At 70.1% G+C, this 25,894-nt stretch carries 27 protein-coding genes and 1 pseudogene; 11 read left to right on the top strand and 17 right to left on the bottom strand.

Annotated features, from left to right (window positions below; translation table 11 throughout):
• Window positions 1-342 precede the first annotated feature (342 nt).
• Window positions 343-1,002: a DNA-3-methyladenine glycosylase gene (locus ACIP8W_RS12735; RefSeq protein WP_402154198.1), complete on the bottom strand. Its 660-nt coding sequence runs from the start codon at window positions 1,000-1,002 to the stop codon at window positions 343-345.
• Window positions 1,003-1,081: 79 nt separating this feature from the next.
• Between ACIP8W_RS12735 and ACIP8W_RS12730 the strand changes: the two genes are divergently transcribed.
• Entirely contained in the window at window positions 1,082-1,864 is a 783-nt protein-coding gene (locus ACIP8W_RS12730) for a sporulation protein (RefSeq protein ID WP_401958167.1), read from the top strand.
• A gap of 163 nt (window positions 1,865-2,027) precedes the next feature.
• Window positions 2,028-2,540, top strand: coding sequence for an HNH endonuclease (locus ACIP8W_RS12725; protein WP_401958165.1), 513 nt, complete (start codon window positions 2,028-2,030; stop codon window positions 2,538-2,540).
• Between the two features lie 75 nt (window positions 2,541-2,615).
• On the opposite strand, the gene ACIP8W_RS12720 is transcribed toward ACIP8W_RS12725, so the two are convergent.
• From ACIP8W_RS12720 to ACIP8W_RS12705, 4 genes are all read right to left on the bottom strand, one after another.
• On the bottom strand, window positions 2,616-3,392 hold the full coding sequence (locus ACIP8W_RS12720) for a sulfite exporter TauE/SafE family protein (RefSeq protein ID WP_401958164.1): 777 nt from the start codon (window positions 3,390-3,392) through the stop codon (window positions 2,616-2,618).
• A 62-nt stretch (window positions 3,393-3,454) separates the two neighbouring features.
• The gene (locus ACIP8W_RS12715; protein WP_401958161.1) at window positions 3,455-4,387 is read right to left on the bottom strand and encodes an SPFH domain-containing protein; all 933 of its coding nucleotides are present in this window, start codon (window positions 4,385-4,387) and stop codon (window positions 3,455-3,457) included.
• A gap of 131 nt (window positions 4,388-4,518) precedes the next feature.
• Window positions 4,519-4,947 (bottom strand): NfeD family protein, encoded by a 429-nt coding sequence (locus tag ACIP8W_RS12710; RefSeq protein WP_401958158.1) that lies wholly within the window; start codon window positions 4,945-4,947, stop codon window positions 4,519-4,521.
• 75 nt (window positions 4,948-5,022) lie between these two features.
• Entirely contained in the window at window positions 5,023-5,814 is a 792-nt protein-coding gene (locus ACIP8W_RS12705; protein ID WP_401958156.1) for an ABC transporter ATP-binding protein, read from the bottom strand.
• 126 nt (window positions 5,815-5,940) lie between these two features.
• Here ACIP8W_RS12705 and ACIP8W_RS12700 point away from each other — a divergent pair, with 126 nt between their 5' ends.
• Window positions 5,941-6,723 carry a hypothetical protein gene (locus ACIP8W_RS12700; protein ID WP_401958153.1) on the top strand — a complete coding sequence of 261 codons (783 nt, stop codon included), beginning with the start codon at window positions 5,941-5,943 and terminating at the stop codon, window positions 6,721-6,723.
• Window positions 6,724-6,947: 224 nt separating this feature from the next.
• Here the strand turns inward: ACIP8W_RS12700 and ACIP8W_RS12695 are convergent, their stop codons facing one another.
• The 3 genes from ACIP8W_RS12695 to ACIP8W_RS12685 form a co-directional block, all read right to left on the bottom strand.
• Window positions 6,948-7,196: a chaplin gene (locus ACIP8W_RS12695; protein ID WP_401958150.1), complete on the bottom strand. Its 249-nt coding sequence runs from the start codon at window positions 7,194-7,196 to the stop codon at window positions 6,948-6,950.
• A 199-nt stretch (window positions 7,197-7,395) separates the two neighbouring features.
• The gene (locus ACIP8W_RS12690; protein ID WP_402202899.1) at window positions 7,396-8,043 is read right to left on the bottom strand and encodes a response regulator; all 648 of its coding nucleotides are present in this window, start codon (window positions 8,041-8,043) and stop codon (window positions 7,396-7,398) included.
• Window positions 8,036-9,181: a GAF domain-containing sensor histidine kinase gene (locus ACIP8W_RS12685; RefSeq protein WP_402202897.1), complete on the bottom strand. Its 1,146-nt coding sequence runs from the start codon at window positions 9,179-9,181 to the stop codon at window positions 8,036-8,038. The genes ACIP8W_RS12690 and ACIP8W_RS12685 overlap by 8 nt, the downstream gene beginning before the upstream one ends.
• 190 nt (window positions 9,182-9,371) lie before the next feature.
• On the opposite strand from ACIP8W_RS12685, the gene ACIP8W_RS12680 reads away from it, so the two are divergent.
• The 3 genes from ACIP8W_RS12680 (at window position 9,372) to ACIP8W_RS12670 (ending at window position 12,192) form a co-directional block, all read left to right on the top strand.
• Complete coding sequence (locus ACIP8W_RS12680; RefSeq protein WP_401958142.1) at window positions 9,372-10,067, top strand: SDR family NAD(P)-dependent oxidoreductase; 696 nt, start codon at window positions 9,372-9,374, stop codon at window positions 10,065-10,067.
• Entirely contained in the window at window positions 10,064-11,116 is a 1,053-nt protein-coding gene (locus tag ACIP8W_RS12675) for an S-adenosylmethionine:tRNA ribosyltransferase-isomerase (RefSeq protein WP_402202895.1), read from the top strand. Before ACIP8W_RS12680 ends, ACIP8W_RS12675 begins: the two co-directional genes overlap by 4 nt.
• Before the next feature lie 377 nt (window positions 11,117-11,493).
• On the top strand, window positions 11,494-12,192 hold the full coding sequence (locus ACIP8W_RS12670) for a transglycosylase SLT domain-containing protein (RefSeq protein WP_401958136.1): 699 nt from the start codon (window positions 11,494-11,496) through the stop codon (window positions 12,190-12,192).
• A 150-nt stretch (window positions 12,193-12,342) separates the two neighbouring features.
• On the opposite strand, the gene ACIP8W_RS12665 is transcribed toward ACIP8W_RS12670, so the two are convergent.
• A complete protein-coding gene (locus tag ACIP8W_RS12665; protein WP_402202893.1) occupies window positions 12,343-14,934 on the bottom strand; it encodes an FHA domain-containing protein in 2,592 nt (863 codons plus the stop codon).
• Window positions 14,935-15,289: 355 nt separating this feature from the next.
• Here ACIP8W_RS12665 and serB point away from each other — a divergent pair, with 355 nt between their 5' ends.
• Window positions 15,290-16,528 (top strand): phosphoserine phosphatase SerB, encoded by a 1,239-nt coding sequence (serB, locus tag ACIP8W_RS12660; RefSeq protein WP_401958132.1) that lies wholly within the window; start codon window positions 15,290-15,292, stop codon window positions 16,526-16,528.
• Window positions 16,529-16,708: 180 nt separating this feature from the next.
• On the opposite strand, the gene ACIP8W_RS12655 is transcribed toward serB, so the two are convergent.
• The 7 genes and pseudogenes from ACIP8W_RS12655 to fabG all read right to left on the bottom strand — a co-directional run bounded on the left by ACIP8W_RS12655 (window position 16,709) and on the right by fabG (window position 20,223).
• A complete protein-coding gene (locus tag ACIP8W_RS12655; protein ID WP_401958129.1) occupies window positions 16,709-17,227 on the bottom strand; it encodes a SixA phosphatase family protein in 519 nt (172 codons plus the stop codon).
• 104 nt (window positions 17,228-17,331) lie between these two features.
• Window positions 17,332-17,577, bottom strand: a complete 246-nt coding sequence (locus ACIP8W_RS12650) for a hypothetical protein (protein WP_401958127.1) — start codon at window positions 17,575-17,577, stop codon at window positions 17,332-17,334.
• Window positions 17,578-17,705: 128 nt separating this feature from the next.
• On the bottom strand, window positions 17,706-17,822 hold the full coding sequence (locus ACIP8W_RS12645) for an SGM_5486 family transporter-associated protein (protein WP_401958125.1): 117 nt from the start codon (window positions 17,820-17,822) through the stop codon (window positions 17,706-17,708).
• 4 nt (window positions 17,823-17,826) lie between these two features.
• Window positions 17,827-18,141: pseudogene (locus tag ACIP8W_RS12640) on the bottom strand (MFS transporter); the annotation flags it as partial.
• A 74-nt stretch (window positions 18,142-18,215) separates the two neighbouring features.
• Window positions 18,216-18,476 carry a hypothetical protein gene (locus ACIP8W_RS12635; protein ID WP_401958172.1) on the bottom strand — a complete coding sequence of 87 codons (261 nt, stop codon included), beginning with the start codon at window positions 18,474-18,476 and terminating at the stop codon, window positions 18,216-18,218.
• A gap of 252 nt (window positions 18,477-18,728) precedes the next feature.
• Complete coding sequence (fabI, locus tag ACIP8W_RS12630) at window positions 18,729-19,499, bottom strand: enoyl-ACP reductase FabI (protein WP_401958123.1); 771 nt, start codon at window positions 19,497-19,499, stop codon at window positions 18,729-18,731.
• A 4-nt stretch (window positions 19,500-19,503) separates the two neighbouring features.
• Window positions 19,504-20,223 (bottom strand): 3-oxoacyl-[acyl-carrier-protein] reductase, encoded by a 720-nt coding sequence (gene fabG / locus ACIP8W_RS12625; RefSeq protein ID WP_401958121.1) that lies wholly within the window; start codon window positions 20,221-20,223, stop codon window positions 19,504-19,506.
• 375 nt (window positions 20,224-20,598) lie between these two features.
• On the opposite strand from fabG, the gene ACIP8W_RS12620 reads away from it, so the two are divergent.
• The 3 genes from ACIP8W_RS12620 to tyrS are packed head-to-tail and all read left to right on the top strand — an operon-like array spanning window position 20,599 to window position 24,842.
• Window positions 20,599-22,122, top strand: coding sequence for a TldD/PmbA family protein (locus tag ACIP8W_RS12620; RefSeq protein ID WP_401958118.1), 1,524 nt, complete (start codon window positions 20,599-20,601; stop codon window positions 22,120-22,122).
• The gene (locus tag ACIP8W_RS12615) at window positions 22,119-23,519 is read left to right on the top strand and encodes a metallopeptidase TldD-related protein (RefSeq protein ID WP_401958115.1); all 1,401 of its coding nucleotides are present in this window, start codon (window positions 22,119-22,121) and stop codon (window positions 23,517-23,519) included. Before ACIP8W_RS12620 ends, ACIP8W_RS12615 begins: the two co-directional genes overlap by 4 nt.
• Window positions 23,520-23,570: 51 nt before the next feature.
• The gene (gene tyrS / locus ACIP8W_RS12610) at window positions 23,571-24,842 is read left to right on the top strand and encodes a tyrosine--tRNA ligase (protein WP_401958113.1); all 1,272 of its coding nucleotides are present in this window, start codon (window positions 23,571-23,573) and stop codon (window positions 24,840-24,842) included.
• Between the two features lie 93 nt (window positions 24,843-24,935).
• On the opposite strand, the gene ACIP8W_RS12605 is transcribed toward tyrS, so the two are convergent.
• Window positions 24,936-25,232, bottom strand: coding sequence for a GlsB/YeaQ/YmgE family stress response membrane protein (locus ACIP8W_RS12605; protein ID WP_401958110.1), 297 nt, complete (start codon window positions 25,230-25,232; stop codon window positions 24,936-24,938).
• A 214-nt stretch (window positions 25,233-25,446) separates the two neighbouring features.
• Between ACIP8W_RS12605 and ACIP8W_RS12600 the strand changes: the two genes are divergently transcribed.
• On the top strand, window positions 25,447-25,854 hold the full coding sequence (locus ACIP8W_RS12600) for a DUF3099 domain-containing protein (protein ID WP_401958108.1): 408 nt from the start codon (window positions 25,447-25,449) through the stop codon (window positions 25,852-25,854).
• The last annotated feature ends 40 nt before the right edge of the window (window positions 25,855-25,894 follow it).

Below are 25,894 nucleotides of genomic sequence, written 5' to 3'. Positions count from 1 at the left end.
TGTACTCACCCTCTCGGGCTTTCCTCCGGGCTTTCCCTTCGGTGTTTCATTCTGTTCTGTCCCGCTGTCCTGCGTTTCCGACTCTATCAGACTCTCTCGGCGGTGTTTCGCTTCCAGAATTCCGATGGCCTTTGGATTGGCCTTTTGCCTTTCGGCGTGTTCACTACTTTAGCCGAATCCCTGCCCGGCTCATAATCGAGCCGGTCGGTCCGAATTCCGGCATGCCGAAATCCATACCCGTCAGGGTTGGTCGTAAGTAGTGGGTGGCCGCTCCGGACGCTGCTGAACAGCAGGGCCCGTTGAAAGCGGCTCGGACTACATTAGGTGGGTGGACAGGGCGAGTCAAGTTCGTCGCCGCCGGGGGCTGTGGGCCCGGTAGGGGCTCACCGTGGGGTCGCCGTCGATCCAGAAGCGCCAGGGGTGAACCGCGCCGTCACCGCCCACTCCGGTACGGGGACCGCTGCGGACCTGGGCGTTCGTGGCAGGGGTGCCGGTGAGTATCGACAGCGGTGTGCCGGGGCCGGCGCAGACGTCGGTGCCGTCGAGGGTGCGGTCGATGTCGAGGGCGGTGGCCAGCCGGGCCGGGCCTTTGGCCAGTTCTCTGTCATGACGGGCCGAGATACGACGTTTGCGCGCCTGCTCAGCGCCCACAGTGATCTCGCCCGCGCGGAGCAGGACCCCGCTGGCGAGGTCCTCGGGACCGCACACCAGGTTGAGGCAGTGCCACATCCCGTAAGTGAAGTAGACATACGCGTGGCCGGGCGGACCGAACATCACCGCGTTGCGGGCCGTGCGGCCGCGGAAGGCGTGTGAGCCCGGGTCGATCTCGCCCGCGTACGCCTCCACCTCGGTGAGCCGGAGTTCGACAGGACCGGCGTCCGTGACCCGTACCAGCGTTCGACCCAGGAGATCCGGGGCGACGTCGAGGACCGGCCGGTCGAAGAAGTCCCTGGGCAGCGGAAGTCGGTCGGGGGTCCTGGGGCTCCGGGCGCTCTCGGTCATGGCGGATGAGCGTACCGGGGGGAACCGAACTACGGTCGGGGCGCGTATGTAGTGGTCACGACCTAGAAGGAGTGGACATATGGGCTTCAAGAAGCTGCTCGCGAGCCTCGGTGCCGGCGGCGCGACCGTCGAGACGGAGCTGATCGAACTGAACGTCGTGCCCGGCGGCGTCGTGCAGGGAGAGGTACGGCTCCGGGGCGGGTCCGTGAATCAGCAGATCCAGGGGCTCTCCGTCGGACTCCAGGCACGTGTCGAGGTCGAGGGCGGCGACCAGGAGACCAAGCAGGACATCGAGTTCACGAAGCAGAGCATCGGCGGTGCCTTCGAGGTCCAGGCAGGCGCGGTCCATGTGGTCCCGTTCGGGCTGGAGATCCCGTGGGAGACCCCGATCACCACCATTGACGGACAGCAGCTGCGCGGGATGAACATCGGGGTGACCACCGGGCTGGACATCGCGCGGGCGCTGGACAACAGCGATCTGGACCCGATCAACGTCCACCCGCTCCCGGCGCAGCAGGCGATCCTGGACGCGTTCCTCCAGCTGGGTTTCCGGTTCAAGAGCGCGGACATGGAGCGGGGGCACATCCGGGGGACGCGGCAGCGGCTGCCCTTCTACCAGGAGATCGAGTTCTTCGCCCCGCAGCAGTACCGGGGGCTGAACCAGGTGGAGCTGACCTTCGTCGCGGACGACCGCGAGATGGACGTCGTCCTGGAGATGGACAAGAAGCCGGGGCTCTTCACCGAGGGCAGCGACTCCTTCCGCTCCTTCCGGGTGGGTCTGGCCGACTTCCACGGCACCGACTGGGCCGGCTACCTGAACCAGTGGCTCGCCGAGGTCGGCGGCCGCCGCAACTGGTTCTGACAGCGGAAACTGTCAGTTGACCGTTTGCCTTTTGTTTGCCCTGCTCTGGTCTTGGAGAGACCAGAGCAGGGCATTTTTTATTGTGTTGTCCCTCTCGGCGCGCCCGGCCAGAGTTGATCCAAGCCCGCCACGCGGTGGGTCGGCACACGGGAGGTGGGCGGGGATGCGGGACACATTGGTACTGAACGCGAGCTTCGAGCCGCTGTCGACGGTGACGCTCAACCGTGCGGTGGTGCTGGTGCTCCAGGACAAGGCCGTGGTCGAGCAGGCCCATCCGGGACTCCGGGTGCGGGCTGCCGCCGTGGAGCTTCCGGTGCCGCGCGTGATCAGGCTCTGCCGTTACGTACGGGTGCCCTTCCGAAGACAGGCTCCGTGGTCGAGACGGGGAGTGCTGGTCCGTGACCAGCACCGGTGCGCGTACTGCGGCAGGCGTGCGACGACCGTGGACCATGTGGTGCCGCGCTCCCGGGGTGGCGGGGACAATTGGCTGAACACGGTCGCGTCCTGCGCGGAGGACAACCACCGCAAGGCCGACCGCACCCCGGAGCAGGCGGGGATGCCCCTGTTGCACCTCCCGTTCATACCGTCCCCGGCGGAGGCGATGCTGCTGTCGCTGCGATCCGGGGAGCGCTCGGACCTGCCGCTGTGGTCGGCCGGCGTCCAGCCCGCCGCGTAACGGGGAAGTCCGCGCACCAGGAAGTCCGCGTCGCCGGGAAGTCCGTACGGGAGGATCCGCGGATGCGTACGCGCGTCAGCCGTACCGGCGGATCAGCAGCTGGACGATCGCGGTCACGCCGACCACCACGATCAGTACCCGCAAGGTGGTCGGGGGCAGTCGGCGGCCGACCTTGGCACCGATCTGGCCGCCGAGGGTGGAGCCCAGGGCGATGAGCGCGACCGCCGTCCAGTCGAACTCCGCGACGAAGAGGAAGAACAGCGCGGCGACGCTGTTGACGGCGGCGGCGAGGATGTTCTTGACGGCGTTGAGCCGCTGCATGGTGTCGTCGAGCAGCATGCCCATCAGCGCGAGATAGACGATCCCCTGGGCCGCCGTGAAATAGCCGCCGTAGACGCTGGCGAGCAGTAGGCCGACGAAGAGGAGCGGCCCACCGTGGGGGCTCGCGCTCGTGCCGTTGCGTTCGCGACGGGCCTGGACCGCTCTGACCAGCCGGGGCTGGAGGATCACCAGGACCAGGGCGATCGTGACCAGGACGGGGACGATCGTCTCGAAGGCCGTCGACGGCAGGAGGAGCAGCAGGGTCGCGCCGCTGAGCCCGCCGATCAGGGAGGCGCCGAGGAGGCGCAGGACGCGGGGGCGCTGGCCGACGAGTTCGGCGCGGTAGCCGATGGCTCCGCTGATGGATCCCGGTATCAGGCCGAGGGCGTTGGAGACGGTGGCGGTGACCGGCGGGAGGCCCGTCGCCAGCAGGACCGGGAAGGTGATCAGTGTGCCGGAACCGACGATGGTGTTGATGGTTCCGGCGCTGACACCCGCCACGAAGACGGCGAGCATCTCCCAGATCGTCACGTCGTGTTGCCCTTCGGTGATCGGTGTCGAAGGCACCGATCATGCCCGAAGGTGCTGCCGGATCAGTCGAGCGGGGGGTTCTGTCGGCGTTCCTTGCCGGAGGTGTTGAAACCGGGCATGCCGCCGCCGAGGTTGTCGAAGGCCCCGCTGAGTCCCTTGAGTGCGTCGCCGATCTCGCTGGGGACGATCCAGAGCTTGTTGGCGTCGCCCTCGGCGATCTTGGGGAGCATCTGGAGGTACTGGTACGCGAGGAGCTTCTGGTCCGGGTCGCCCGCGTGGATCGACTCGAAGACCGTACGGATGGCCTGGGCCTCACCCTCGGCGCGCAGGGCGGCTGCCTTGGCGTCACCTTCGGCGCGGAGGATCGAGGACTGCTTCTCACCTTCGGCGGTGAGGATCTGCGACTGGCGGATGCCCTCCGCGGTGAGGATCGCGGCGCGCTTGTCACGGTCGGCGCGCATCTGCTTCTCCATCGAGTCCTGGATGGAGGTCGGCGGCTCGATCGCCTTGAGCTCGACGCGGTTGACGCGGATGCCCCACTTGCCGGTGGCCTCGTCGAGGACTCCGCGGAGGGCCGCGTTGATCTCCTCGCGGGAGGTGAGGGTCCGCTCCAGGTCCATGCCACCGATGATGTTGCGCAGGGTGGTGACGGTGAGCTGCTCGATCGCCTGGATGTAACTGGCGACCTCGTAGGTCGCCGCCCTGGCGTCGGTCACCTGGTAGTAGATGACGGTGTCGATGTTGACGACCAGGTTGTCCTGGGTGATCACCGGCTGGGGCGGGAACGGAACGACCTGTTCACGGAGGTCGATCCGGTTGCGGATCGAGTCGATGAACGGGACCACGATGTTCAGGCCCGCGTTGAGGGTCCGGGTGTAGCGGCCGAACCTCTCCACGATGGCGGCGCTCGCCTGTGGGATCACCTGGATGGTCTTCACCAGGGCGATGAATACAAGCACCACCAGAATGACCAGGACGATGATGATTGATGGCATCGCGTTCCTCAGACCCTTCGCTGCCGGATGTTCTGATGATCAGGATCGAGTTTCTCAGACGGCGGGCCAACTTGGTTACCGTTCGGCCGGGTTGTCTCACATCGCGTTACTCGGAACGTCGTCCCGAGGCGTCACATCACGACGGCTGTCGCTCCGTCGATCTCCACGACATCGACCTGCCGGCCCGCTTCGAACGACGCGTCCTCGTCGTAGGTGCGCGCGGACCAGATCTCCCCGGCCAGCTTGATCCGGCCGCCGGCGCGGTCCACCCGTTCCAGGACGACGGCCTGACGGCCCTTCAACGCGTCGATCCCGGTGGCGGATCCGGGGCTCGCGGCACGCTGTCCGGCCGCGTACGGGCGTACGACCGCGATCAGCGCGACGGACACCACGACGAACACCAGGACCTGGGCGACCACTCCGCCGCCCAGCGCCGCCGTCACGGCTCCCGCGACCGCTCCGGCCGAGAACATGCCGAACTCGGGCATCGCCGTTATGACCAGCGGGATGCCCAGTCCGACGGCACCGATCAGCCACCACACCCACGCGTCGATTTCCACACGTTCATGGTAGGTCCGGGAGTCCCTGTCCCGACAGGGGTGATATCGGGTCAACTCGGCGTGACCTTGCGGATGTCAGCCGAGCGGCAGGCCGTGCGCGGTCCAGCGCTCGCCGCTGTGTTCGACGATGAGCGGGAGGCCGAAACAGAGGGAGAGGTTGCGCGAGGTCAGTTCCATCTCCACCGGTCCCGCGGCGAGCACCTTGCCCTGCCGGATCATCAGGACATGGGTGAACCCGGGCGGGATCTCCTCGACATGGTGGGTGACCATGATCATGGAGGGGGCGTACGGGTCGCGCGCCAGGCGGCCGAGCCGTCGTACCAGATCCTCCCGGCCGCCGAGGTCCAGTCCGGCCGCGGGCTCGTCCAGGAGCAGCAGTTCGGGGTCGGTCATCATCGCGCGGGCGATCAGGGTGCGCTTGCGTTCGCCCTCGGAGAGGGTGCCGAACCTGCGGCCCAGGAAGTCGGTCATGCCCAGCCGGTCGAGGAAGGCGCGGGCGCGCTGCTCGTCGACCTCGTCGTAGTTCTCGTGCCAGGTCGCGGTCATGCCGTACGCGGCCGTGAGGACGGTCTCCAGGACGGTCTGCCGCTTGGGCAGCTTCTCGGCCATGGCGATACCCGCGATACCGATGCGCGGACGCAGATCGAAGACGTCGACCTTGCCGAGGCGCTCGTCGAGGATCTTCACCCCGCCGGTGGTCGGGAAGAGGTAGCTGGACGCGAGGTTGAGGAGGGTGGTCTTGCCGGCGCCGTTGGGACCGAGGATCACCCAGCGTTCCCCCTCCTTGACCGACCAGGAGACATCTTCCACCAGAGCGCGTCCGTCGCGGACCACGGATACGTCCACCAGCTCCAGTACATCGCTCATGAGCGCGTTGTCTCCCCATGCAATCGTCTTGAGGTTTCGGATGTGCCTGTAGGCACGGGCCCCAAGGAAAACCTACGCCACCGGTCGAGTGGTCCGGCCCTGAGGTCCGTTCCCTAGGCTGGGGCCATGCTTTCGCAACCACGTTCAGGACTGCTGGCCGCATGGGGAAACGCCCTGTTGGCCGGGTTTGTATCGCCGGACGACGCCGTGCTCGCGGTGGTCGGCGACGACGCGTCGCACCGGGTGGAGGGGCTGCCCGGCGAATCGGGGCCGGTCGGGCTCACGCTGGCACTGGGGCGGCTGCGGGCGCTCGGCGTGACCGGTTTCCGGGTCGCGCTGCCCGTACCGGGGCATCCGCTGGGGCTCAGCGGGCCCCCGGAGTTCAACGCGCGCGCCCTGGACGCCGAGGAGGCGGTGATCGCCACGGGGGCGCCGTACGGTCTGGTCCCCGAGGTGACGGCGGTGGGTCCTGAGGGCGATGCGCATGTCGAGGTCCGCTGGCACTGTCTGCCGGTACGGGAGGCCCCGCCGGCGGACGTCCCCTCGCTGGGCGAGGCGGAGCGCGAGCTGGCCGAGGCGCTGCGGGACGCGACGCGGGTGCTGTCCCGGCTGGATGTGGCGGCCTCGGGCCCGGTGGCGGAGGCGGCGCTCGACGCGTACCGGGCGCGGGCGGAGCGGGGCCGCGAGATTCTGGCGCCGGGGTATCCGCCGCGTGCGGTACGGGTGCTCGAACTGGCGCAGCGGGTGGGGTTGCTGGTCTCGCTGGCGTACGAGCACGGGCACGGCGGCGCGGTGAGCGCGTCGGAGATGGCGACACGCGGGGAGGCCCTGCGCCCGGTGGAACGCTTCGCCCGGCGGGCTCAGGTGGCGGCGTACAACGCGTACGTCGAGGAGCGGGAACGGCACTGACCCCGGCCGACGGACAGGGCCGGGGCCCGGAGGCGGATGCCCCGGACCCCGGCCCCTGTTTCGCACGGTCCTGGCTCACCTGCTCCGGTCACCACCCGGCGAGTGAGCCGAAGGGGCGCGTCGCTGTCGGAGAGGAGAGCGCGCGGCGGTTCGTGAGGAACGAACGAACCGATCATGGTCGACCGTCGACAGCGGCAGGCGCGCCCCGGAGGCGAACCGAGCCCCTAGAAGTTCGCCGAGCTGTTGCCGAGGGCGGGGTTCAGGAGGCCGATCACGCTGACCGTGTTGCCGGTGAGGTTGACCGGGACGTGGACCGGGACCTGGACCACGTTGCCGGAGCCGACGCCCGGGGAGTTCACCGCGGTGCCGTCGGCGTGGGCGCCGCCGGTGGTGGCGAACGCGGCGCCAGCGGAGGCGCCCGCGGCGAGACCGGCGGTGACGAGGACCAGGGCGGCCTTCTTGGCAACCTTCATGGGATGTTCCTTACATCGTTTGATCAAGACCGCGGCGGGACACCGTGGTACGCCATGAAGAACGCCCGGTCGACGATCAGGGTGCGCCGTGTGGGTGACATCCACCCGACAGTATGAATCTCGGATCGGAAGATGACCTTCCGGATGGCCTCCGGGCAATCCCCCGATATATCCCCGGCACGCCCCTGAGCAGCGCTGATCAGTCGGTCACCCCATGGCGTACCGCCCACAGCGCCGCCTGGGTCCGGTCCGAGAGATCCAGTTTCATCAGGATGTTCGAGACATGGGTCTTGACCGTCTTCTCGGAGAGCACCAGCGCCCGCGCGATCTCCCGGTTGGAGCGCCCGTCCGCTATCAGCGTGAGCACCTCGCGCTCCCGCTCGGTCAGCGTCGTCCCCCGCCCCTGGCCGCCACCGCTGTGGTCGTCCTGGGCCAGCAGCGCGCCCGCGACCTCGGGCTGGAGCAGGACATGCCCCGCGTGTACGGAACGGATCGCGCCGGCCAGCGCCTCGGGGTCGACGTCCTTGTATACGTAACCGAAGGCGCCCGCGCGCAGGGCGGGCACCACGGTGCGCTGTTCGGTGAAGCTGGTCACGATCAGGACCCTGGCCGGGTTGGCCAGCTCGCGGAGTCTGCGCAGCGCCTCGATGCCGTCGGTGCCGGGCATCTTGATGTCCATGAGGACGACGTCGGGGCGCAGTTCCTCGGTGCGGGCCACCCCCTCGGCGCCGTCGGACGCCTCGCCGACGACCTCGATGTCGTCCTGGATCTCCAGGAACGTACGCAGCCCCCGTCTGACCACCTGGTGATCGTCCACCAGCAGCACACGGATGGTTCTGTCAGCCACCTGGGACCTCCATCTCGATCGTGGTGCCCTGTCCGGGCGCGGACCGCACTCCGAGCCTGCCGCCGACGCCGCTCGCCCGGTCCCCCATGGAGACGAGCCCCAGATGGCGGCCGGCATGGCGGACCGTACGGGGTTCGAAGCCCGAGCCGTTGTCGGTGACGGCGAGGACCGCGCCGGGGCCCCGGCGGACGAGGGTGACCTCGACCCGGTCGCCGCCGGAGTGGCGCAGGGCGTTGTGCAGGGCCTCCTGGGCCACGCGCAGCAGCGCCTCCTCCTGGGCGGCGGGGAGCGCGCGTACCCCGGAGCTGTCGAAGGTGACCCGCGCGGAGTGGGCGCGGTCGAGGACCTGGATCTGGGTGCGGAGGGTGTGGATGAGGCCGTCCTCGTCCAGGGCCGCGGGGCGCAGCTCGACCACGGCGGCGCGCAGCTCGTCGACGGCCTCGGCGGCCAGGGCGGCGACCTGGTGGAGTTCGTCCTTGGCGCGGGCCGGGTCACGGTCCACGAGGGCGGCGGCGGCCTGGGCGGTCAGCCGCAGGGAGAAGAGTTTCTGGCTGACGGCGTCGTGCAGCTCGTGCGCGAGGCGGGAGCGCTCCTCGACGATGCTCAGCTCGCGGCTGCGTTCGTACAGCCGGGCGTTGGTGAGGGCGATGGCGGCGTGCTGGGCGAGGATCGTGAGGAGTTCCTCGTCCTCCTCGGTGAATCCGCAGCCGCCGTTCGGCCTGGGGCAGCGTTTGTTGGCGAGGAAGAGCGCGGCGATGGTCTCGTCGCCGTCCCTGACGGGCACGCCGAGGAAGTCCGACATAGCGGGGTGGGCGGCGGGCCAGCCCTCGAAGCGGGGGTCCTCGCGTACGTCGGCGAGCCGCTCGGGCCGCTCCTCGCTGAGCATCGCGGCGAGGATGCCGTGCTGGCGCGGGAGGGGGCCGATGGCCTTCCACTGTTCGTCGCTGACTCCGTCGACGACGAACTGGGCGAAGCCGCCGTGGTCGTCGGGGACACCGAGCGCCGCGTATTCGGCGTCGAGCAGTTCACGGGCGGAGGCGACGATCGTCTTGAGGACGTCGCGCACCTCCAGGTGTCTGCTCATCGCGAGGAGCGCGGTGCTCACGGCGGCGAGGCCCGAGCGCGGTCGGTGACTCATGGCCTCACCGTACCGGCCTTCCGACCTGCGCGTATCGGCCTCGGGACCCCCCGCGACCGGGGCTCTTGGCCTAGGCCGAAATGCCCTGGCGACAGCGGCCCGCGTCCGAGGCGGCGCGGGGGCGCGCGTTCCTACGGTGGCGGTACCGCGTGCGTCGGACGCGGTGGACGGCGAGCGGAGGAGCGGTGTCATGCCGGTAGCGGTCATCACAGGGGCGTCGAAGGGGCTGGGGCGGGCGCTGGCGGAGGCGCTGGCCCGGCGCGGCTGGGATCTGGTGCTGGATGCCAGGACCCCGTACGTACTCAAGGAGGCGGCAGCGGCGGTCGGGGCGCACGGGACGAGGGTGGTGGCGCTCGCCGGGGATGTGACGGACGCCGCGCACCGTACGGAGCTGGTGGCCGCGGCGGCGGATCTGGGCGGGCTGGATCTCCTGGTCAGCAATGCCAGTGCGCTGGGCGCGGAGCCGCTCGTACGGCTGGACGCGCTGCCGCTCGACGGGCTGCGGGCGGCGCTGGAGACCAATGTGGTGGCGGCGCTGGGGCTGGTGGCGCGGGCGCTGCCGCTCCTGCGGGCGAGCGCGGCGGGCACGGTGATCACGGTCAGCTCGGACGCGGCGGCGGAGGCTTACGGGAGCTGGGGCGGTTACGGGGCGTCCAAGGCGGCGCTGGACCAGCTCGCGGCGGTGCTGGCGGTGGAGGAGCCGGGGCTGCGGGTGTGGGCGGTGGATCCGGGGGACATGGGGACGGACCTGTACGCGGCGGCCGTGCCGGACGACGCGGCGGCCCGGCCCACGCCGGAATCGGTGGTGCCGGGCTTTCTGCGGCTGCTGGAGCGCCGGCCGGTGAGCGGCCGGTACACGGTGGCCGGGCTGCTGGGGCCGAGGTGACCGCGCCCGTGGTGCCCGAGGAGCTGTCGGCGCGGGTTCCGGCGGAGCAGCGCGGGGCGGGCCGGGACGACGTACGGCTGCTGGTCTCGCGGGGCACCCGGGTGACGCATCACGCCTTCGGGGAGCTGCCGGGGCAGCTGCGGGCCGGGGATGTGCTGGTGGTCAATACGTCGGCGACGCTGCCGGCGGCGGTCAACGGGTATCTGGGCGATGTGCGGGTGGTCGTGCACTTCTCGACGTGCGGTGACGACGGCAGGTGGGCGGTGGAGCTGCGGACGCCGGACCGGCGCTCGGGCGCCACGCTGCCCCGGGCCGGGGGACCGACGGGGGCGGTCGTGCGGCTGCCGGGCGGGGAGCGGCTGGTGCTGGCGGAGCCGCTGGATCCGGCGGGGACCCGGCTGTGGTGGGCCGAGGTGCCGTCCCGTGGTGTGCCGTGGCTGCTGCGGCGGTACGGGCGGCCCATCCGGTACGGGTATACGGAGCGGGACCAGCCGCTCTCCGTCTATCAGACCGTATTCGCGCGCCCCTCCCCCGATGGTCTCGGCTCGGCGGAGATGCCGAGCGCCGGGCGGCCCTTCACGGCCCGGCTGGTCGCGGAGCTGGTGGTCCGGGGCATCCGCTTCGCGCCGGTCACGCTGCACACGGGGGTGGCGTCGACGGAGGCCCACGAGCCGCCGTACCCGGAGCGCTTCGCGGTGCCGGAGCCGACGGCCCGGCTGGTGAACGCGGCGAGGGCGGGCGGCGGCCTGGTCGTCGCGGTCGGTACGACGGCCGTACGGGCCCTGGAGTCGGCGGCGGAGCCCGGCGGGCGGGTGCGGGCGGCCTCGGGCTGGACGGATCTGGTGGTGTCGCCGGGGCGCGGGGTGCGCGCGGTGGACGGGCTGCTGACCGGGCTGCACGAGCCCGGGGCCTCGCATCTGCTGATGCTGGAGGCCATCGCCGGGCGGGCGGCACTGGCCCGGGGGTACGGGGAGGCACTGCGGCGGCGCTACCTCTGGCACGAGTTCGGGGACGTCCACCTTCTGCTGCCCGCGACGCGGGACGCGTAGGCCCTGGGGACGCTGGGCGCGGGGACCCCGGGGACGCTGGCGCGGGGACCCCGGGGACGCTGGCGCGGGGACCCCGGAAACCCCTCACACATCGCGTTGCGGAAGCAACTCTCGGTCAGGTCGGGGTACCCCCGGTGTGAGCCCCGGCATAGGACCCACGTCACTTACGAACCGCGCTAGTCGACGGAAGAGGCCGCTGTGAGCCCGGGATAAGCGGTCAGCTGGGCGTCTTCGCGGCGCCCAGCTCCACTATCCGGGGTCGTACGTCACACCTTTGCCAGGGCGTTTTGCGGCCGCTAACAATTGCTGAAGTCGCCGCCGAGTACGGCTGGCCGTCCGGCCTCCGCGACTCCCGCTACTCGAAGAGGTACGTCTCTATGTTCTCGTCACGCACCCCTGGCCTCAGTCGTCTGAACAAGACCCAGAAGGCCTCCATGGCCGGCATAGCCGCCGCCGGAGTCGCCGCCGTCACGTTCTCGCTGGTTCCCGGCAGCAACGGCACCGCCGTCGCCGAGTCCTCGTCCCCGTCGAAGTCCGTCGTCGCCTCCCCGGTGGCATGGACCTCGACCACGGACGGCGCCCAGACCTCTGCCGTGCACGCGATCATCGCCAAGCAGCACACCTCCGCCGTCTCCGCGGCGAAGTCCGCGGCCGCCGACAAGTCGAAGGTCGAGGCCGCCGCCAAGGTGAAGGCCGACGCGAAGAAGCGCGCCAAGGCCGACACCAGCCGCTCCACCGTCCGCAAGCCGGTCTACGCCAACAACCTGGACGGCTGGATCCGCGAGTCGCTGGCCATCATGAAGCAGCACGGCATCCCCGGCTCGTACAACGGCCTGCACCGCAACATCATCCGTGAGTCGAGCGGTAACCCGAAGGCGATCAACCTCTGGGACATCAACGCCCGGAACGGCATCCCCTCGAAGGGCCTGCTCCAGGTGATCCCCCCGACGTTCAAGGCGTACCACGTCAACGGCACGTCGAACGACATCTACGACCCGGTCGCCAACATCGTCGCCGCGGCCAACTACGCGGCCGACCGGTACGGCTCGATGGACAACGTCAACAGCGCCTACTGAGGCAGCTGAGGCCACTGCCCACGCGGCAGCGCGCGAACGCCGGAGGGCGGCACCCCATGCGGGTGCCGCCCTCGGGCGTTTTCGCGTCGCGTTTCCGTGCGTACGTACATACAGGGCGTACGCACGGAACGTACGCACGCACGGAACGTCCTACTTGCGCATGACCTCCGGCTCGTGGCGGCGCAGCAGGCGCGACACCACGACGCCGAGGAGGGCGCCGATGATCAGCAGGACCGAGATGTCCATGAACCACTGGCTCGCCGAGTGCTCCCACAACGGGTCCAGGCTGGTGGGGTTGTCGAGGTCCCACGGCGCCATCAGATGCGACAGGTCGAGCGTGGTGCCCACGCCCGCGATGGCCCAGCGCGACGGCATCAGCCAGGCGAACTGTTCGAGCCCCGGCGAGTCGAAGAGCTGGAAGAGGACCCCGGTGAAGACCACCTGGACGATCGCGAACATGACCAGCAGCGGCATGGTCTTCTCGGCGGTCTTCACCAGCGAGGAGATGACCAGGCCGAACATCATCGAGGTGAAGCCGAGCGCGATGACCACCAGGCACATCTCGACGGCCGGCGGCATGATCAGGCCCTCGGTGGGCAGGACGCGGGGGGCGAAGCCGATGCCGCAGATGATGACGCCCTGGAAGGCCGTGATCACACCGAGTGTGATCACCTTTGACATCAGATAGGCGGAGCGGGACAGGCCGGTGGCGCGTTCCCGTTCGTAGATCACCCGCTCCTTGATCAGTTCACGTACGGAGTTGGCCGCGCCGGTGAAGCACATCCCGACGGTGAGGACGAGCATGATCGTCCCCGCACCGCCGTTGAACCGGGCGGGCGCCTCGGGCGGGCCGAGGCCGAACTTCGCCGGGATCACGGTACTGACCACGCCGAGCACGGCGGGCAGGATCACCAGCAGTGCCATGAAGCCCTTGTCGGACGCGATCACGGAGACATAGCGGCGGATCAGCGTCCAGAGCTGCGATCCCCAGCTCTGCGCCTTCGGCGGGCGCATCTGCTGCGCCTTCTGCATATGGACGGACTGCGCGGCGACGGCGTCGATGTCGGCGGCGTACATCTGGTAGTGCTGCGAGCCGCGCCAGCGGCCCGCCCAGTCGTAGTCGCGGTAGTTCTCGAAGGCCGAGAAGACATCGGCCCAGGTGCTGTAGCCGAAGAAGTTGAGCGCTTCCTCCGGCGGACCGAAGTACGCCACGGAGCCGCCGGGCGCCATCACGAGCAGCTTGTCGCAGATCGCCAGCTCCGCGACGGAGTGGGTGACCACCAGGACCGTACGGCCGTCGTCGGCGAGGCCGCGCAGCAACTGCATGACATCGCGGTCCATGCCCGGGTCCAGGCCGGAGGTCGGCTCGTCCAGGAAGATGAGCGACGGCTTGGTGAGCAGCTCCAGGGCGACGGACACGCGCTTGCGCTGGCCACCGGAGAGCGAGGTGATCTTCTTGTCCTTGTGGATGTCGAGCTTCAGCTCGCCCAGCACCTCACCGATCCGGGCCTCGCGCTCGGCCTCGGCGGTGTCGCCGGGGAAGCGGAGCTTGGCCGCGTACCGGAGCGCCTTCTTGACGGTCAGCTCCTTGTGCAGGATGTCGTCCTGCGGGACCAGACCGATGCGCTGACGCAGCTCGGCGAACTGCTTGTAGAGGTTCCGGTTGTCGTAGAGGACATCGCCCTGGTCGGCGGGGCGGTAGCCGGTGAGCGCCTTGAGCAGGGTGGACTTGCCGGATCCGGACGGCCCGATGACCGCGATGAGCGACTTCTCGGGTACGCCGAAGGAGACGTCCTTGAGGATCTGCTTGCCGCCGTCGACCGTCACCGTCAGATGGCGGGCCGAGAAGGAGACGTCGCCGGTGTCGACGAACTCCTCCAGGCGGTCACCGACGAGCCGGAACGTCGAGTGACCGACACCGACGATGTCGTTCGGGCCGAGGTGGACGGTGCCCGACTTGGCGATCGGCTGGCCGTTGACGTACGTGCCGTTGTGGGATCCGAGGTCCCGGATCTCGAAGCGTCCGTCGGGGGTCGCGGTGAACTCGGCGTGCAGGCGGGAGACCTGGAGGTCGGAGACGACCAGCTCGTTCTCCAGCGCGCGTCCGATGCGCATCACGCGGCCGAGCGAGAACTCGTGGAAGGTGGTCGGGCTGCGGTCGCCGTACGCGGGCGGTGCCCCCGCGGCGCCGCCCGAGCCGGGAACCTCCTGCCCGAAGGGCGCGCCGGGGCCGACGGCCCGGCCCTGCTGGGACGGGACCGGCGCCTGCTGCTGCGGCTGCCAGCCCTGCTGGGCGGATGCCTGCTGCTGGGACGCCCAGCCGGGGGTGCCCTGCCCCTGAAGCTGCGGTGCTTGCTGGGCCTGCGGTGCTTGCTGGGCCTGCTGGGGTACGTGCTGCGCGGGCGCCCCCTGCGCGCCGTACGCTCCGGCACCCGCGGCCGCGGCGATGAGGCTCACCCGGGGGCCGTCGGTGGCGTTTCCGAGATGTACGGCCGAGCCGGGGCCTATCTCCGTGTGCTGGACGCGCCGCCCCTGCACATAGGTGCCGTTGGTGCTCCCGTGGTCATCGATGACCCAACTGCGGCCGTCCCAGCTCACGGTGGCGTGGCGCCACGAGACCCTGGCATCGTCGATCACCAGGTCGCCCTGTGGATCACGGCCAAGGGTGTACGACCTGGACCGATCGAGCGCCCAGGTGCTTCCGTTCAATTCCAGTACGAGTTCCGGCACTCCATGCCCCACTAAGTTTCCCCCGAGTTTCCCCCATCGCAGGGAGTCCAGGGACGGCGAACATCGTGGGAACTATTTCAGGCTCGCTCCCGTCTTTGAAAGCTGGGCCAGGTGCATTACAGGCACAAGCATGTAACAGCCTGCGGGGCGGCTCAGCGCGAATACGGGGAACAATCGCAAGTGGGATAAATCCGGCGGGTGGAGCGGTGGCGGATATATTCATCGCGGGCCGCGCCGAATGTCCGTTACATCCAGTGGTGAATATCCCTCGCGCCCGGTGTCGGATGTCCGTCACGACCGGTGCCGAATGTCCGTCACGCGGGACACTCGGCCGGTCTCCGGCCCCGCCCGATACGGTGGAACCACCATGAGCGCATCTCAGCCACCCCGGAACTCCGATGTCCCTACCCTGCTGGTCAAGATCTTCGGGAAGGACCGCCCAGGGCTCACCGCAGGGCTCTTCGACACCCTCGCCGCCTACTCCGTCGATGTGATCGACATCGAGCAGGTCGTCACCCGTGGCCGTATCGTCCTGTGCGCGCTGGTCACCTCGCCGACCGCGGCGGGCACCAGCGAGGGCGCGCTGCGGGCGACCGTGCACAGTTGGACGGAATCGCTCGATCTCCAGGCCGAGATCATCTCCGGCACCGGCGACAACCGGCCACGCGGAAGTGGCCGTTCGCATGTCACCGTGCTCGGCAACCCCCTGACCGCGGAGTCGACGGCGACGATAGCGGCCAGCATCACCAAGACCGGCGGCAATATCGACCGGATCTTCCGACTGGCGAAGTATCCGGTCACCGCGGTCGAATTCGCGGTCTCCGGTGTACAGACCGAACCCCTGCGCACCGCGCTGGCCACCTCCGCCGCCGAGATCGGGGTGGATGTCGCGGTCGTCTCCGCCGGACTGCACCGCCGGGCCCAGCGGCTCGTCGTCATGGATGTGGACTCGACCCTCATCCAGGACGAGGTCATCGAGCTGTTCGCGGCCCACGCGGGCTGCGAGGCGGAGGTCGCCGAGGTGACCGCCAGGGCGATGAGCGGCGAGCTGGACTTCGAGCAGTCGCTGCACGCCCGGGTCGCGCTGCTCGCCGGACTCGACGCCTCGGTGGTCCAGAAGGTACGGGCCGAGGTCCGGCTCACACCGGGGGCCCGCACCCTGGTCCGTACGCTCAAGCGGCTCGGCTACCAAGTGGGCGTCGTCTCGGGCGGATTCACCCAGGTCACCGACGCCCTCAAGGAGGAGCTGGGGCTCGACTTCGCCTCCGCCAACACCCTGGAGATCGTGGACGGGAAGTTCACCGGCCGGGTGACCGGCGAGATCGTCGACCGCGCGGGCAAGGCCCGGCTGCTGCGCCGGTTCGCCGCCGAGGCGGGGGTGCCGCTGGCCCAGACCGTCGCGATCGGCGACGGCGCCAACGACCTCGACATGCTGAACGCGGCAGGGCTCGGCGTCGCCTTCAACGCAAAGCCCGTGGTCCGGAAGGCGGCCCACACCGCGGTCAACGTGCCGTTCCTCGACACCGTGCTGTATCTGCTGGGCATCAGCCGGGAAGAGGTCGAGACCGCCGATGGGGAGGACGGGACGGGACAACCGATCGGCTGAGCCCGGAACCCCTCGGCCCCGGCACGACACCCCCTGTCCGCGCCGGGGCCGCTGCCTTCGTCCGTACGGCAGCAGCCGGGGCGCGGCCGTGCAGACGTACGGATGTACGGATGTACCGACCCGCCTACCGAATGTACGCAACGACCGGGGCGCGGCCGGTACGTAACGGAGCCGTGCCGCTCAGCCGTGCGGGGTCCAGAATTCGACGAGCCTGCCCACCCCGTGCTCCACCGTCTTCCAGCCGCCGGTGAACGTCACGATCGCGTACGCCGCCGTCGGGAACCCGGTGCGGGTCATCCGGGACAGGGCCGAGCCGTCCGCCTCGCCCGCGAGGGCGTCGGCGAGCGCGTGCATCCCCGGGTTGTGGCCGATCAGCAGCAGATCGCGCACCTCGTCGGGTGTCTCGTTGAGCAACGCGATCAGCTCGCCGAGCGATGCCTCGTACAACCGGTCCTCGTAGCTGGTCCTGGGGCGCTGCGGCAGCTCCGGGACGACCAGCTTCCAGGTCTCGCGGGTCCTGGCCGAGGTCGAACAGAGAGCCAGATCGAAGTCGATACCGGTCCCGGCGAGGCTGCGGCCCGCCACGGGCGCGTCCACGCGGCCCCGGTCGGCGAGCGGGCGCTCATGATCGGACACCTCTGGCCAGTCGGCCTTCGCGTGCCGGAGTAGGACGATCCTTCGCGGTGTTTCGGCGCTCATGCATTCCAGCTTCGCATGAAACCCGCCATCGGGCGCAGGGTGTTGACAGCCCTCGTACCGGCACGAGTGAACGGCGCGCGGCGGCTGACCGGCACCGCCCGGCGCTACCGGGCGAGCGTCATCCATATCCGCTCCGCGAACCGCCCCAGCCCGGAATCGTCACCGACTGCGTGCGCCTGAGCGGGGTCGGCCACCAGGATGAACAGCACGGCGAAGGCGACCACCGGCAGCGCCACGCACCACCACGGCAGCCCCATCCCGAGGCCGCCCCCGGCGGGATCGGAGACCGCCCGGGGCTGTGTCCGGGTGTGCGTCCGGACATGGGGCCGGGCGTGGGTTCTGGCCGGCATGGCCGCCTCCTCCGTAGGTCGCGGTTCGACGTACTCAGAACCTACGGAACGGAAGCGGCCGGGCCCATCCGGTAACCCACCTACTTCACCCTGAGGCTTGCCCCCTAGGGGATGGGGAGGACGGCCTGTTACGGGCTCGCGAGGGTGGCGATGACACTGATGACCACCATGATGCCGATGATCGTGCCGAAGACGAGGAGCAGCTTGCGCTGGCCGTTCTGGGGGTTCGGGTCGAGGACTGGCATACGGTCAGTCTCGCATCCGGGTTTCGTCCTCGGTCGCCCGGTCCCGTCCCGCGACCGTACCGGCGATCATCTGCGGTACGAGGAGCCCCGCCATCAGCGCGAGCGGCAGCCCCCTGCCGCCGGTGTGCTGGTACAGGCCCCCCACCAGCAGCGGACCCGGGATCGAGATCAGATAACCGGTGCTCTGGGCGAAGGCGGAGAGCCGTACGGCACCCGCGCCGGCCCTCGACCACATGCCGATCATGGTGAGCGCCAGCGGGAAGGAGCAGTTCACAAGGCCGAGCAGCACGGCCCAGAGCCAGGCTCCCTCGGCGGGCGACGTGGAGACGGCGGGTGCCGAGGCGACCGGCCACGCGCCGCGCGGCGGAACCGACCGGGCCTGACATCCCCCGCTCATACGGGTTCGTGGGTGATCCACACCGCGCGTATCTCTTTCCAGCAGCGGTCGGTGAGGGTGGCGCGCCCGGCGGGACCGATCTCCACGGGGGCGCTGTCCGAGCCGATGTCCCACCAGCGCTCGCAGGTGATGTGCAGCCGGACCCGGTCGGTCTCCGGGTACGGGTTGTGGCAGGACGCGGTGGCGCGGGAGCCCCGGACGACCGTGGAGCAGTCGGACTCCCCCCGGCCCGCGGCGACCGCGGCGGCCGGTGCCATCAGCGCGGCGGCCGTGAGCGCCGTACAGAAGCAGCGAAGGAGCACGCGGTACGAGAGCGGACGGTACGAGAGCGGGCGCACGCGCACACCTCCTCCCCCGCGAGGCCGTAATCAACCGATTGACCCAAGTGTGCGCGGAAATCGCGCACTTTTCGACTCGGGGAAACCGGCCCGTCACGCGCGGGAGCCGCGCGCCGTCCTCGGACGGTCACGCGGCTCCCGTAACGGCGGATGCGTGCCTTGGTGCGACGGTCAGGCGCCCATGATGTGCACGCCACCGTCGACATGCACGATCTCGCCGGTCGTCTTCGGGAAGAAGTCCGACAGCAGAGCGACGACCCCGCGGCCGGCCGGCTCCGCGTCGGACATGTCCCACTCCATCGGGGCGCGGTCGTTCCAGATGTCCGCGAGCGTCTCGAAGCCCGGGATGGACTTGGCGGCCATCGACTTGAGCGGTCCGGCCGAGACCAGGTTGCAGCGGATGTTCCGCGCGCCCAGGTCACGGGCGAGATAGCGGTTGGTCGACTCCAGGGCCGCCTTGGCGACGCCCATCCAGTCGTACTTCGGCCAGGCGAACTGCGCGTCGAAGGTGAGGCCGACGACCGAGCCGCCGCGCTCCATCAGCGGCAGGCAGGCCGTCGTGAGCGACTTGAGCGAGTACGCGGAGACGTGTACCGCTGTCGAGACGTCCTCCCAGCCGGCTTCGAGGAAGTTGAAGGCGCCCTGCGGACCGAAGGCGATCGAGTGCACGACACCGTCGAGTCCGGCACCCTCGCCCTGGAGTTCGCGGACCTTGTCGGCCAGTCCGTCCAGGTGCTCCTGGTTGGTGACGTCCAGCTCGATGACCGGGGCCGTCTTGGGCAGCCGCTTGGCGATGCGCTCGACGAGCGTGAGCCGGCCGAAGCCGGTGAGGATGACCTCGGCGCCCTCCTCCTGCGCCACCTTGGCGGCCTGGAAGGCGATGGAGGACTCCGTGAGGACGCCCGTCACGAGAATGCGCTTGCCGGCGAGGATTCCACTCATGTGATCAGTGACCCATGCCCAATCCGCCGTCAACGGGAATGACGGCTCCAGTGATGTACGAGGCGTCGTCGGAGGCGAGGAACCGCACCGTCGCGGCGATCTCCTCCGGCTGCGCGTAACGGCCGAGCGGCACCTGCGCGACGATGCCCGCGCGCTGCTCGTCGCTGAGGACCTTGGTCATGTCGGTGTCGACGAAGCCGGGCGCGACGACGTTGAAGGTGATGTTCCGCGAGCCCAGCTCACGGGCGAGCGAGCGCGCGAAGCCGACCAGGCCGGCCTTGGACGCGGCGTAGTTCGCCTGTCCCGCCGAGCCGAGCAGCCCGACCACCGACGAGATCAGGACGACCCGGCCCTTCTTGGCCCGCAGCATGGCGCGGTTGGCCCGCTTGACCACGCGGAAGGTGCCGGTGAGGTTGGTGTCGAGTACGGAGGTGAAGTCGTCCTCGGACATCCGCATCAGCAGCTGGTCCTTGGTGACACCGGCGTTGGCCACCAGCACCTCCACGGGACCGTGCTTCTCCTCGATCTCCTTGTATGCCTGCTCCACCTGCTCGGCGTCGGTGATGTCGCAGCGGACCGCCAGGCAGCCCAGCTCCGTCAGCTCCTTCGGCGGTTCGCCGGAGCGATAGGTGAGAGCGACCTTGTCGCCGTTGTCGGCGAAGGCGCGGGCGATGGCGAGGCCGATGCCCCGGTTTCCTCCGGTCACGAGAACCGAGCGGCTCAACGGATCAGCCTTTCCCTAGGTCTTCCAGCGGTCCGGCACTCCTGGAAGCCCCTGGAAGTACCGCGAGAAACCTATCCGCACCGACCCGCCCACGGAGAATCGACCCCTGACAGCACCCGGGGACCGTCCCTGTTGGATCTCTACAGAAAGCGGCCCCCGAAGCGGCCTCGGCCTGATACGCGGCGGCGGTACGCGGCACGCCTCCGCACGCCCCTGTGCGCCCCCGTGCACTCCGTCATCACTCCGAGTGCGCGGGCATATACCACAGGGTATGTCCGAGGTGGGGGAGAGTGTGGTGGGGTCTCCGGGCTGTCGGTCCCGCGTGATTCACTGCGGGGATATCCCATTCCTGAGGTGTGAGAAGGGGAGGCCCACGTGCCCCATGAGGTAGATCAGTCGTTTCTGGCACTGCCACTGCGGGCGCTCGCCGATGCCGCGCTCGCCAGGGCGCGGGCGCTGGGGGCGGACCACGCCGACTTCCGGTTCGAGCGGGTGCGCGGCGCGTCCTGGCGGCTGCGGGACGGGAAGCCGGCCGGGTCCTCGGACACCACGGATGTGGGGTACGCGGTCCGGGTGGTGCACGGCGGCGCGTGGGGGTTCGCGTCCGGGGTCGATCTGTCCATGGACGCGGCGGCCCGGGTGGCCGGGCAGGCCGTGGCGATGGCCAGGCTGTCGGCGAAGGTGATCGCCGCCGCGGGGTCCGACGAGCGCGTCGAGCTGGCCGAGGAGCCGGTGCACGACGAGAAGACCTGGGTGTCGGCGTACGAGATCGACCCGTTCACCGTGCCCGACGAGGAGAAGGCCGGGCTGCTCGCCGAGTGGAGCGCGCGGCTGCTGCGGGCCGAGGGCGTCGCGCATGTGGACGCGTCGCTGCTGACCGTCCACGAGAACAAGTTCTACGCGGACACGGCGGGGACGGTCACCACGCAGCAGCGGGTCAGGCTGCATCCGCAGCTCACCGCCGTCGCGGTCGACGGCAAGAGCGGCGAGTTCGACTCGATGCGGACGATCGCGCCGCCCGTGGGGCGCGGCTGGGAGTACCTCACGGGGACCGGCTGGGACTGGGACACGGAGCTGGAGCGCATCCCCGGGCTGCTCGCCGAGAAGATGCGGGCGCCGAGCGTCGAGGCGGGGACGTACGACCTGGTGGTCGACCCGTCCAACCTCTGGCTGACGATCCACGAGTCGATCGGGCACGCCACCGAGCTGGACCGCGCGCTGGGTTACGAGGCCGCGTACGCGGGCACGTCCTTCGCCACCTTCGACCAGCTGGGCAAGCTCGCGTACGGCTCCTCGGTGATGAACGTGACGGGCGACCGCACCGCCGAGCACGGACTGGCGACGATCGGGTACGACGACGAGGGCGTCGCGGCCCAGTCCTGGGATTTGGTCAAGGACGGCACGCTCGTCGGCTACCAGCTGGACCGCCGGATCGCGAAGCTGACCGGTCTCGGCCGCTCCAACGGCTGCGCGTACGCCGACTCGCCGGGGCATGTGCCCGTGCAGCGCATGGCGAACGTGTCGCTGCTGCCGGATCCGGGCGGGCTGAGTACGGAGGATCTGATCGGCGGGGTGGAGCGCGGGATCTATGTGGTCGGCGACCGGTCGTGGTCGATCGACATGCAGCGCTACAACTTCCAGTTCACCGGCCAGCGGTTCTTCCGTATCGAGAACGGCAGGCTGGCGGGCCAGCTGCGCGATGTCGCCTACCAGGCGACGACCACCGACTTCTGGGGCTCGATGGAGGCGGTCGGCGGACCGCAGACGTATGTGCTGGGCGGCGCCTTCAACTGCGGCAAGGCCCAGCCGGGCCAGGTGGCGGCGGTCTCCCACGGCTGCCCTTCCGCCCTCTTCCGGGGCGTCAATATCCTCAACACGACGCAGGAGGCGGGCCGATGAGCCCCAGCCGTAACGCCAGCAAGCCGCACGAGATCGTCGAGCGCGCTCTCGCCCTGTCCACCACCGACGGCTGTGTGGTCATCGCCGACGAGCAGTCCTCCGCCAATCTGCGCTGGGCGGGCAACGCGCTGACCACCAACGGGGTCACCCGGGGCCGGACGCTGACCGTCATCGCGACGGTCGACGGGGCGCGGGGCACCGCCTCCGGGGTCGTGTCGCGCTCCGCGGTCACCGCCGACGACCTGGAGCCGCTGGTACGGGCCGCCGAGGCGGCCGCGCGCGGGGCCGGGCCCGCCGAGGACGCGCAGCCGCTGGTCACCGCCGGCGAGGCGTCCGGGGACTTCACGGACGCGCCCGCCGAGACGACCTCCGCCGTCTTCGCGGACTTCGCGCCCGCGCTCGGCGAGTCCTTCGCCCACGCCCGCGCGGGCGGCCGCGAGCTGTACGGATTCGCCCACCACGAGCTGACCTCGACCTATCTCGGTACGTCGACGGGGGTACGGCTCCGGCACGACCAGCCGGGCGGCACGCTGGAGCTGAACGCCAAGTCCCCCGACCGCACCCGCTCCGCCTGGGCCGGCCGGGCCACACGCGACTTCAAGGACGTCGACCCCGGCTCGCTCGACACCGAGCTGGCCCAGCGGCTGGCGTGGGCCGAGCGGAAGATCGAGCTGCCCGCCGGGCGGTACGAGACGCTGCTGCCCCCGACCGCCGTCGCCGATCTGCTGATCTACCAGCTGTGGTCCGCGGCGGCCCGGGACGCCGCGGAGGGCCGTACGGTCTTCTCCCGCCCCGGCGGTGGCACCCGCGTCGGCGAGAAGCTCTCCGAGCTGCCGCTCACCCTGCGCAGCGACCCGAACGAGCCGGGGCTCGAATCCGCGCCGTTCGTGATCGCGCACGCGTCGGGCGACGACGCCTCGGTCTTCGACAACGGTCTGCCGCTGGCACCGACCGCGTGGGTACGGGACGGGGAGCTGGCCCGGCTGATCACCACCCGGCACAGCGCGGGCCTGACCGGGCTGCCGGTCGCGCCCGCCATCGGCAATCTGATCCTGGACGGCGGCGGGGAGCGCTCGCTGGCGGAGATGGTGGCCGGTACGGAGCGCGGGCTGCTGCTGACCTGCCTCTGGTACATCCGCGAGGTCGATCCCGCGACACTGCTGCTCACCGGGCTGACCAGGGACGGTGTATATCTCGTCGAGAACGGCGAGGTCGTCGGCGAGGTGAACAACTTCCGGTTCAACGAGTCGCCCGTCGATCTGCTCTCGCGGGCCGCCGAGGCCGGGCGTACGGAGAGGACGCTGCCGCGCGAGTGGGGCGACTGGTTCACCAGGGCCGCGATGCCCGCCCTGCGGATCCCGGACTTCAACATGAGCTCGGTCAGCCAGGGGGTGTGACCCCCCTAGACTGGCCGGACATCATTCTGCCGTTCGAGGAGAGAAACGACCGTGACGGACATCGTCGACGACCTGAAGTGGCGCGGGCTGTTCGCCCAGTCCACTGACGAGGACGCATTGCGCAAGGCGCTCGCGGACGGTCCCGTCACGTTCTATTGCGGCTTCGACCCGACCGCGCCCAGCCTGCATGTGGGACACCTGGTCCAGGTGCTGACCGTACGCAGGCTCCAGCAGGCCGGGCACCGGCCGCTGGCGCTGGTCGGCGGGGCCACCGGGCAGATCGGCGACCCCCGGCCGACCGCCGAGCGGACGCTGAACGACCCGGCGACGGTCGCCGGCTGGGTGGACCGGCTGCGGTCCCAGATCGAGCCGTTCCTGACCTTCGAGGGCCCGAACGCGGCCACGATGGTCAACAACCTGGACTGGACCGCGGGGCTGTCCGCGATCGAGTTCCTGCGGGACATCGGCAAGCACTTCCGGGTGAACAAGATGCTCACGAAGGACTCGATCGCCCGCAGGCTGGAGTCCGACGAGGGCATCAGCTACACCGAGTTCAGCTACCAGCTGCTCCAGAGCATGGACTTCCTGGAGCTGTACCGGCGGTACGGCTGCGTCCTCCAGCAGGGCGGCAGCGACCAGTGGGGCAACCTCACGGCGGGCCTCGACCTGATCCACCGGGTGGAGCCGGGCGCCGAGGTGCACGCGCTGGCCACCCCGCTGATGACGAAGGCCGACGGGACCAAGTTCGGCAAGACCGAGGGCGGCGCGGTCTGGCTCGACCCGGAGATGACCACGCCGTACGCGTTCTACCAGTTCTGGCTGAACGTGGACGACCGCGACATCTCCGCGTACAGCCGGATCCTCAGCTTCCGGTCCCGTGCCGAGCTGGCGGAGCTGGAGACGCTCACCGCGGAGCGCCCGCAGGCCCGCGCGGCCCAGCGGGCGCTGGCGGAGGAACTGACCACCCTCGTCCACGGCGCGGACCAGTGCGCGGCGGTCGTCGCCGCGTCCCGGGCGCTGTTCGGCCAGGGCGAGCTGACGGACCTGGCCGCGGCGACGCTGGGCGCGGCGCTCTCCGAGGTGCCGCGCGCCGAGGTCGAGGAGCTGGGACCGCTGGCGGATCTCCTGGTCGCGACCGGCCTGGCGCCGAGCAAGTCGGCGGCGCGCCGGACCGTCAAGGAGGGCGGCGCGTACGTGAACAACGTCAAGGCCACCGACGCGGACGCGGCTCCCGACCGGGCCGAGCTGCTGCACGGCCGCTGGCTCGTGCTGCGCCGGGGCAAGAAGAACCTGGCGGCCGTCGAGGTCACAGCGGCCGGCTGAGCGGCCGGCGAGCGCGTACGACGGTGGCCGGGCCACGCGGGGAGTGCCCGCGCGGCCCGGCCACCGCGCTGTCTCCGTGGCGCCGGGGCGGGATCAGATGCGTTCTCTGGTGCCCGTCGTCCCTCTGTTGTGGCCCCGGATCATCGCCCAGAGCCTCGCTCCCAGGGCGACCACGATGATCGCGCCGACCAGTTGGAGCACATGCCGGGTCCAGTCGATGCCCTTCGTGTTGGCGACGCCGATCCAGCCCGCGACCGCGTTGCCGAGAACGCTTCCCAGAATGCCGAACACGGCCGTCAGCCAGAGAGGGATGTTCTGCTTGCCCGGGAGGATCGCTTTGGCGATCAGACCGAGCACCAGCCCCACAACGATGACCCACAACCAACTCATGGTCGCCTCCTCACACTGCGCGATATGCGCATGAGCGCCAGTCTGTGTTCATCAGCCATACGGCGCATGTCGGACTCGGCCGTACGGGGTGGTACCGGACGCGTCGGTCAGGATGGGGGGTGCCCCGCTCTCGTAGCGGCCGGACCCACGGCGTACCGTGGTCGGGGTCCGGTCCGGGAAGCGTCCGGCGCGGGAAATCGGGTGGTGGAACGTGATGCGGAAGCGGAGCGGCAACGAGGTCTTCCGGATCACGGGGGCACGCCAGGGGCTCGCGGACGATGTGCGCCGCCGGCAGCGGCGGTATGTGATCTCGATGTCGGTACGGACGGTGTCCGTGGTCGCCACCGTCGCCCTGTGGAATGTGCAGCGTCCGATCGCGATCGTGACGCTCGTTCTGGGGGTTCTGCTGCCGTATGTGGCCGTGGTGATCGCCAACGCGGGCCGGGAGAACGTGCCTTCGCTGCCCTCGACGTTCGTCGTCGCGCCGCCGCTCACCCCGATGATCGCGCCTCCGTCGGGTCCCGTCGCGGCGGGACCGGCGCACGGCGGGCCGTCCGACGCGGACGCCGGAGGGACCGCGGGCCGGGAACAGGCGGCGCCCGCCCAGGACTGGACGGCCTGACACGGACGCGTTCCGGCGGGGCCGGGGCCGCCCATGAGCC

Source organism: Streptomyces sp. NPDC088554, assembly GCF_044752945.1.
In the GTDB taxonomy this organism is placed as follows: domain Bacteria; phylum Actinomycetota; class Actinomycetes; order Streptomycetales; family Streptomycetaceae; genus Streptomyces.
The sequence above is the reverse complement of the archived record's forward strand: the minus strand, read 5'-3'. Positions and strand labels throughout refer to the sequence as shown.

What these genes read in the sequence shown, in the direction of transcription:
- ACIP8W_RS12615 (WP_401958115.1), top strand. Translation starts at nt 22,119, where the DNA reads ATGAGCCCCAGCCGTAACGCCAGCAAGCCGCACGAGATCGTCGAGCGC.
- ACIP8W_RS12645 (WP_401958125.1), bottom strand. Translation starts at nt 17,822, where the DNA reads ATGCCAGTCCTCGACCCGAACCCCCAGAACGGCCAGCGCAAGCTGCTC.
- serB (WP_401958132.1), top strand. Translation starts at nt 15,290, where the DNA reads ATGAGCGCATCTCAGCCACCCCGGAACTCCGATGTCCCTACCCTGCTG.
- ACIP8W_RS12735 (WP_402154198.1), bottom strand. Translation starts at nt 1,002, where the DNA reads ATGACCGAGAGCGCCCGGAGCCCCAGGACCCCCGACCGACTTCCGCTG.
- ACIP8W_RS12715 (WP_401958161.1), bottom strand. Translation starts at nt 4,387, where the DNA reads ATGCCATCAATCATCATCGTCCTGGTCATTCTGGTGGTGCTTGTATTC.
- ACIP8W_RS12685 (WP_402202897.1), bottom strand. Translation starts at nt 9,181, where the DNA reads ATGAGTCACCGACCGCGCTCGGGCCTCGCCGCCGTGAGCACCGCGCTC.
- ACIP8W_RS12680 (WP_401958142.1), top strand. Translation starts at nt 9,372, where the DNA reads ATGCCGGTAGCGGTCATCACAGGGGCGTCGAAGGGGCTGGGGCGGGCG.
- ACIP8W_RS12655 (WP_401958129.1), bottom strand. Translation starts at nt 17,227, where the DNA reads ATGAGCGCCGAAACACCGCGAAGGATCGTCCTACTCCGGCACGCGAAG.
- ACIP8W_RS12730 (WP_401958167.1), top strand. Translation starts at nt 1,082, where the DNA reads ATGGGCTTCAAGAAGCTGCTCGCGAGCCTCGGTGCCGGCGGCGCGACC.
- ACIP8W_RS12650 (WP_401958127.1), bottom strand. Translation starts at nt 17,577, where the DNA reads ATGCCGGCCAGAACCCACGCCCGGCCCCATGTCCGGACGCACACCCGG.
- ACIP8W_RS12695 (WP_401958150.1), bottom strand. Translation starts at nt 7,196, where the DNA reads ATGAAGGTTGCCAAGAAGGCCGCCCTGGTCCTCGTCACCGCCGGTCTC.
- ACIP8W_RS12605 (WP_401958110.1), bottom strand. Translation starts at nt 25,232, where the DNA reads ATGAGTTGGTTGTGGGTCATCGTTGTGGGGCTGGTGCTCGGTCTGATC.
- ACIP8W_RS12705 (WP_401958156.1), bottom strand. Translation starts at nt 5,814, where the DNA reads ATGAGCGATGTACTGGAGCTGGTGGACGTATCCGTGGTCCGCGACGGA.
- fabI (WP_401958123.1), bottom strand. Translation starts at nt 19,499, where the DNA reads ATGAGTGGAATCCTCGCCGGCAAGCGCATTCTCGTGACGGGCGTCCTC.
- ACIP8W_RS12700 (WP_401958153.1), top strand. Translation starts at nt 5,941, where the DNA reads ATGCTTTCGCAACCACGTTCAGGACTGCTGGCCGCATGGGGAAACGCC.
- ACIP8W_RS12600 (WP_401958108.1), top strand. Translation starts at nt 25,447, where the DNA reads ATGCGGAAGCGGAGCGGCAACGAGGTCTTCCGGATCACGGGGGCACGC.
- ACIP8W_RS12635 (WP_401958172.1), bottom strand. Translation starts at nt 18,476, where the DNA reads ATGGCACCGGCCGCCGCGGTCGCCGCGGGCCGGGGGGAGTCCGACTGC.
- ACIP8W_RS12725 (WP_401958165.1), top strand. Translation starts at nt 2,028, where the DNA reads ATGCGGGACACATTGGTACTGAACGCGAGCTTCGAGCCGCTGTCGACG.
- ACIP8W_RS12670 (WP_401958136.1), top strand. Translation starts at nt 11,494, where the DNA reads ATGTTCTCGTCACGCACCCCTGGCCTCAGTCGTCTGAACAAGACCCAG.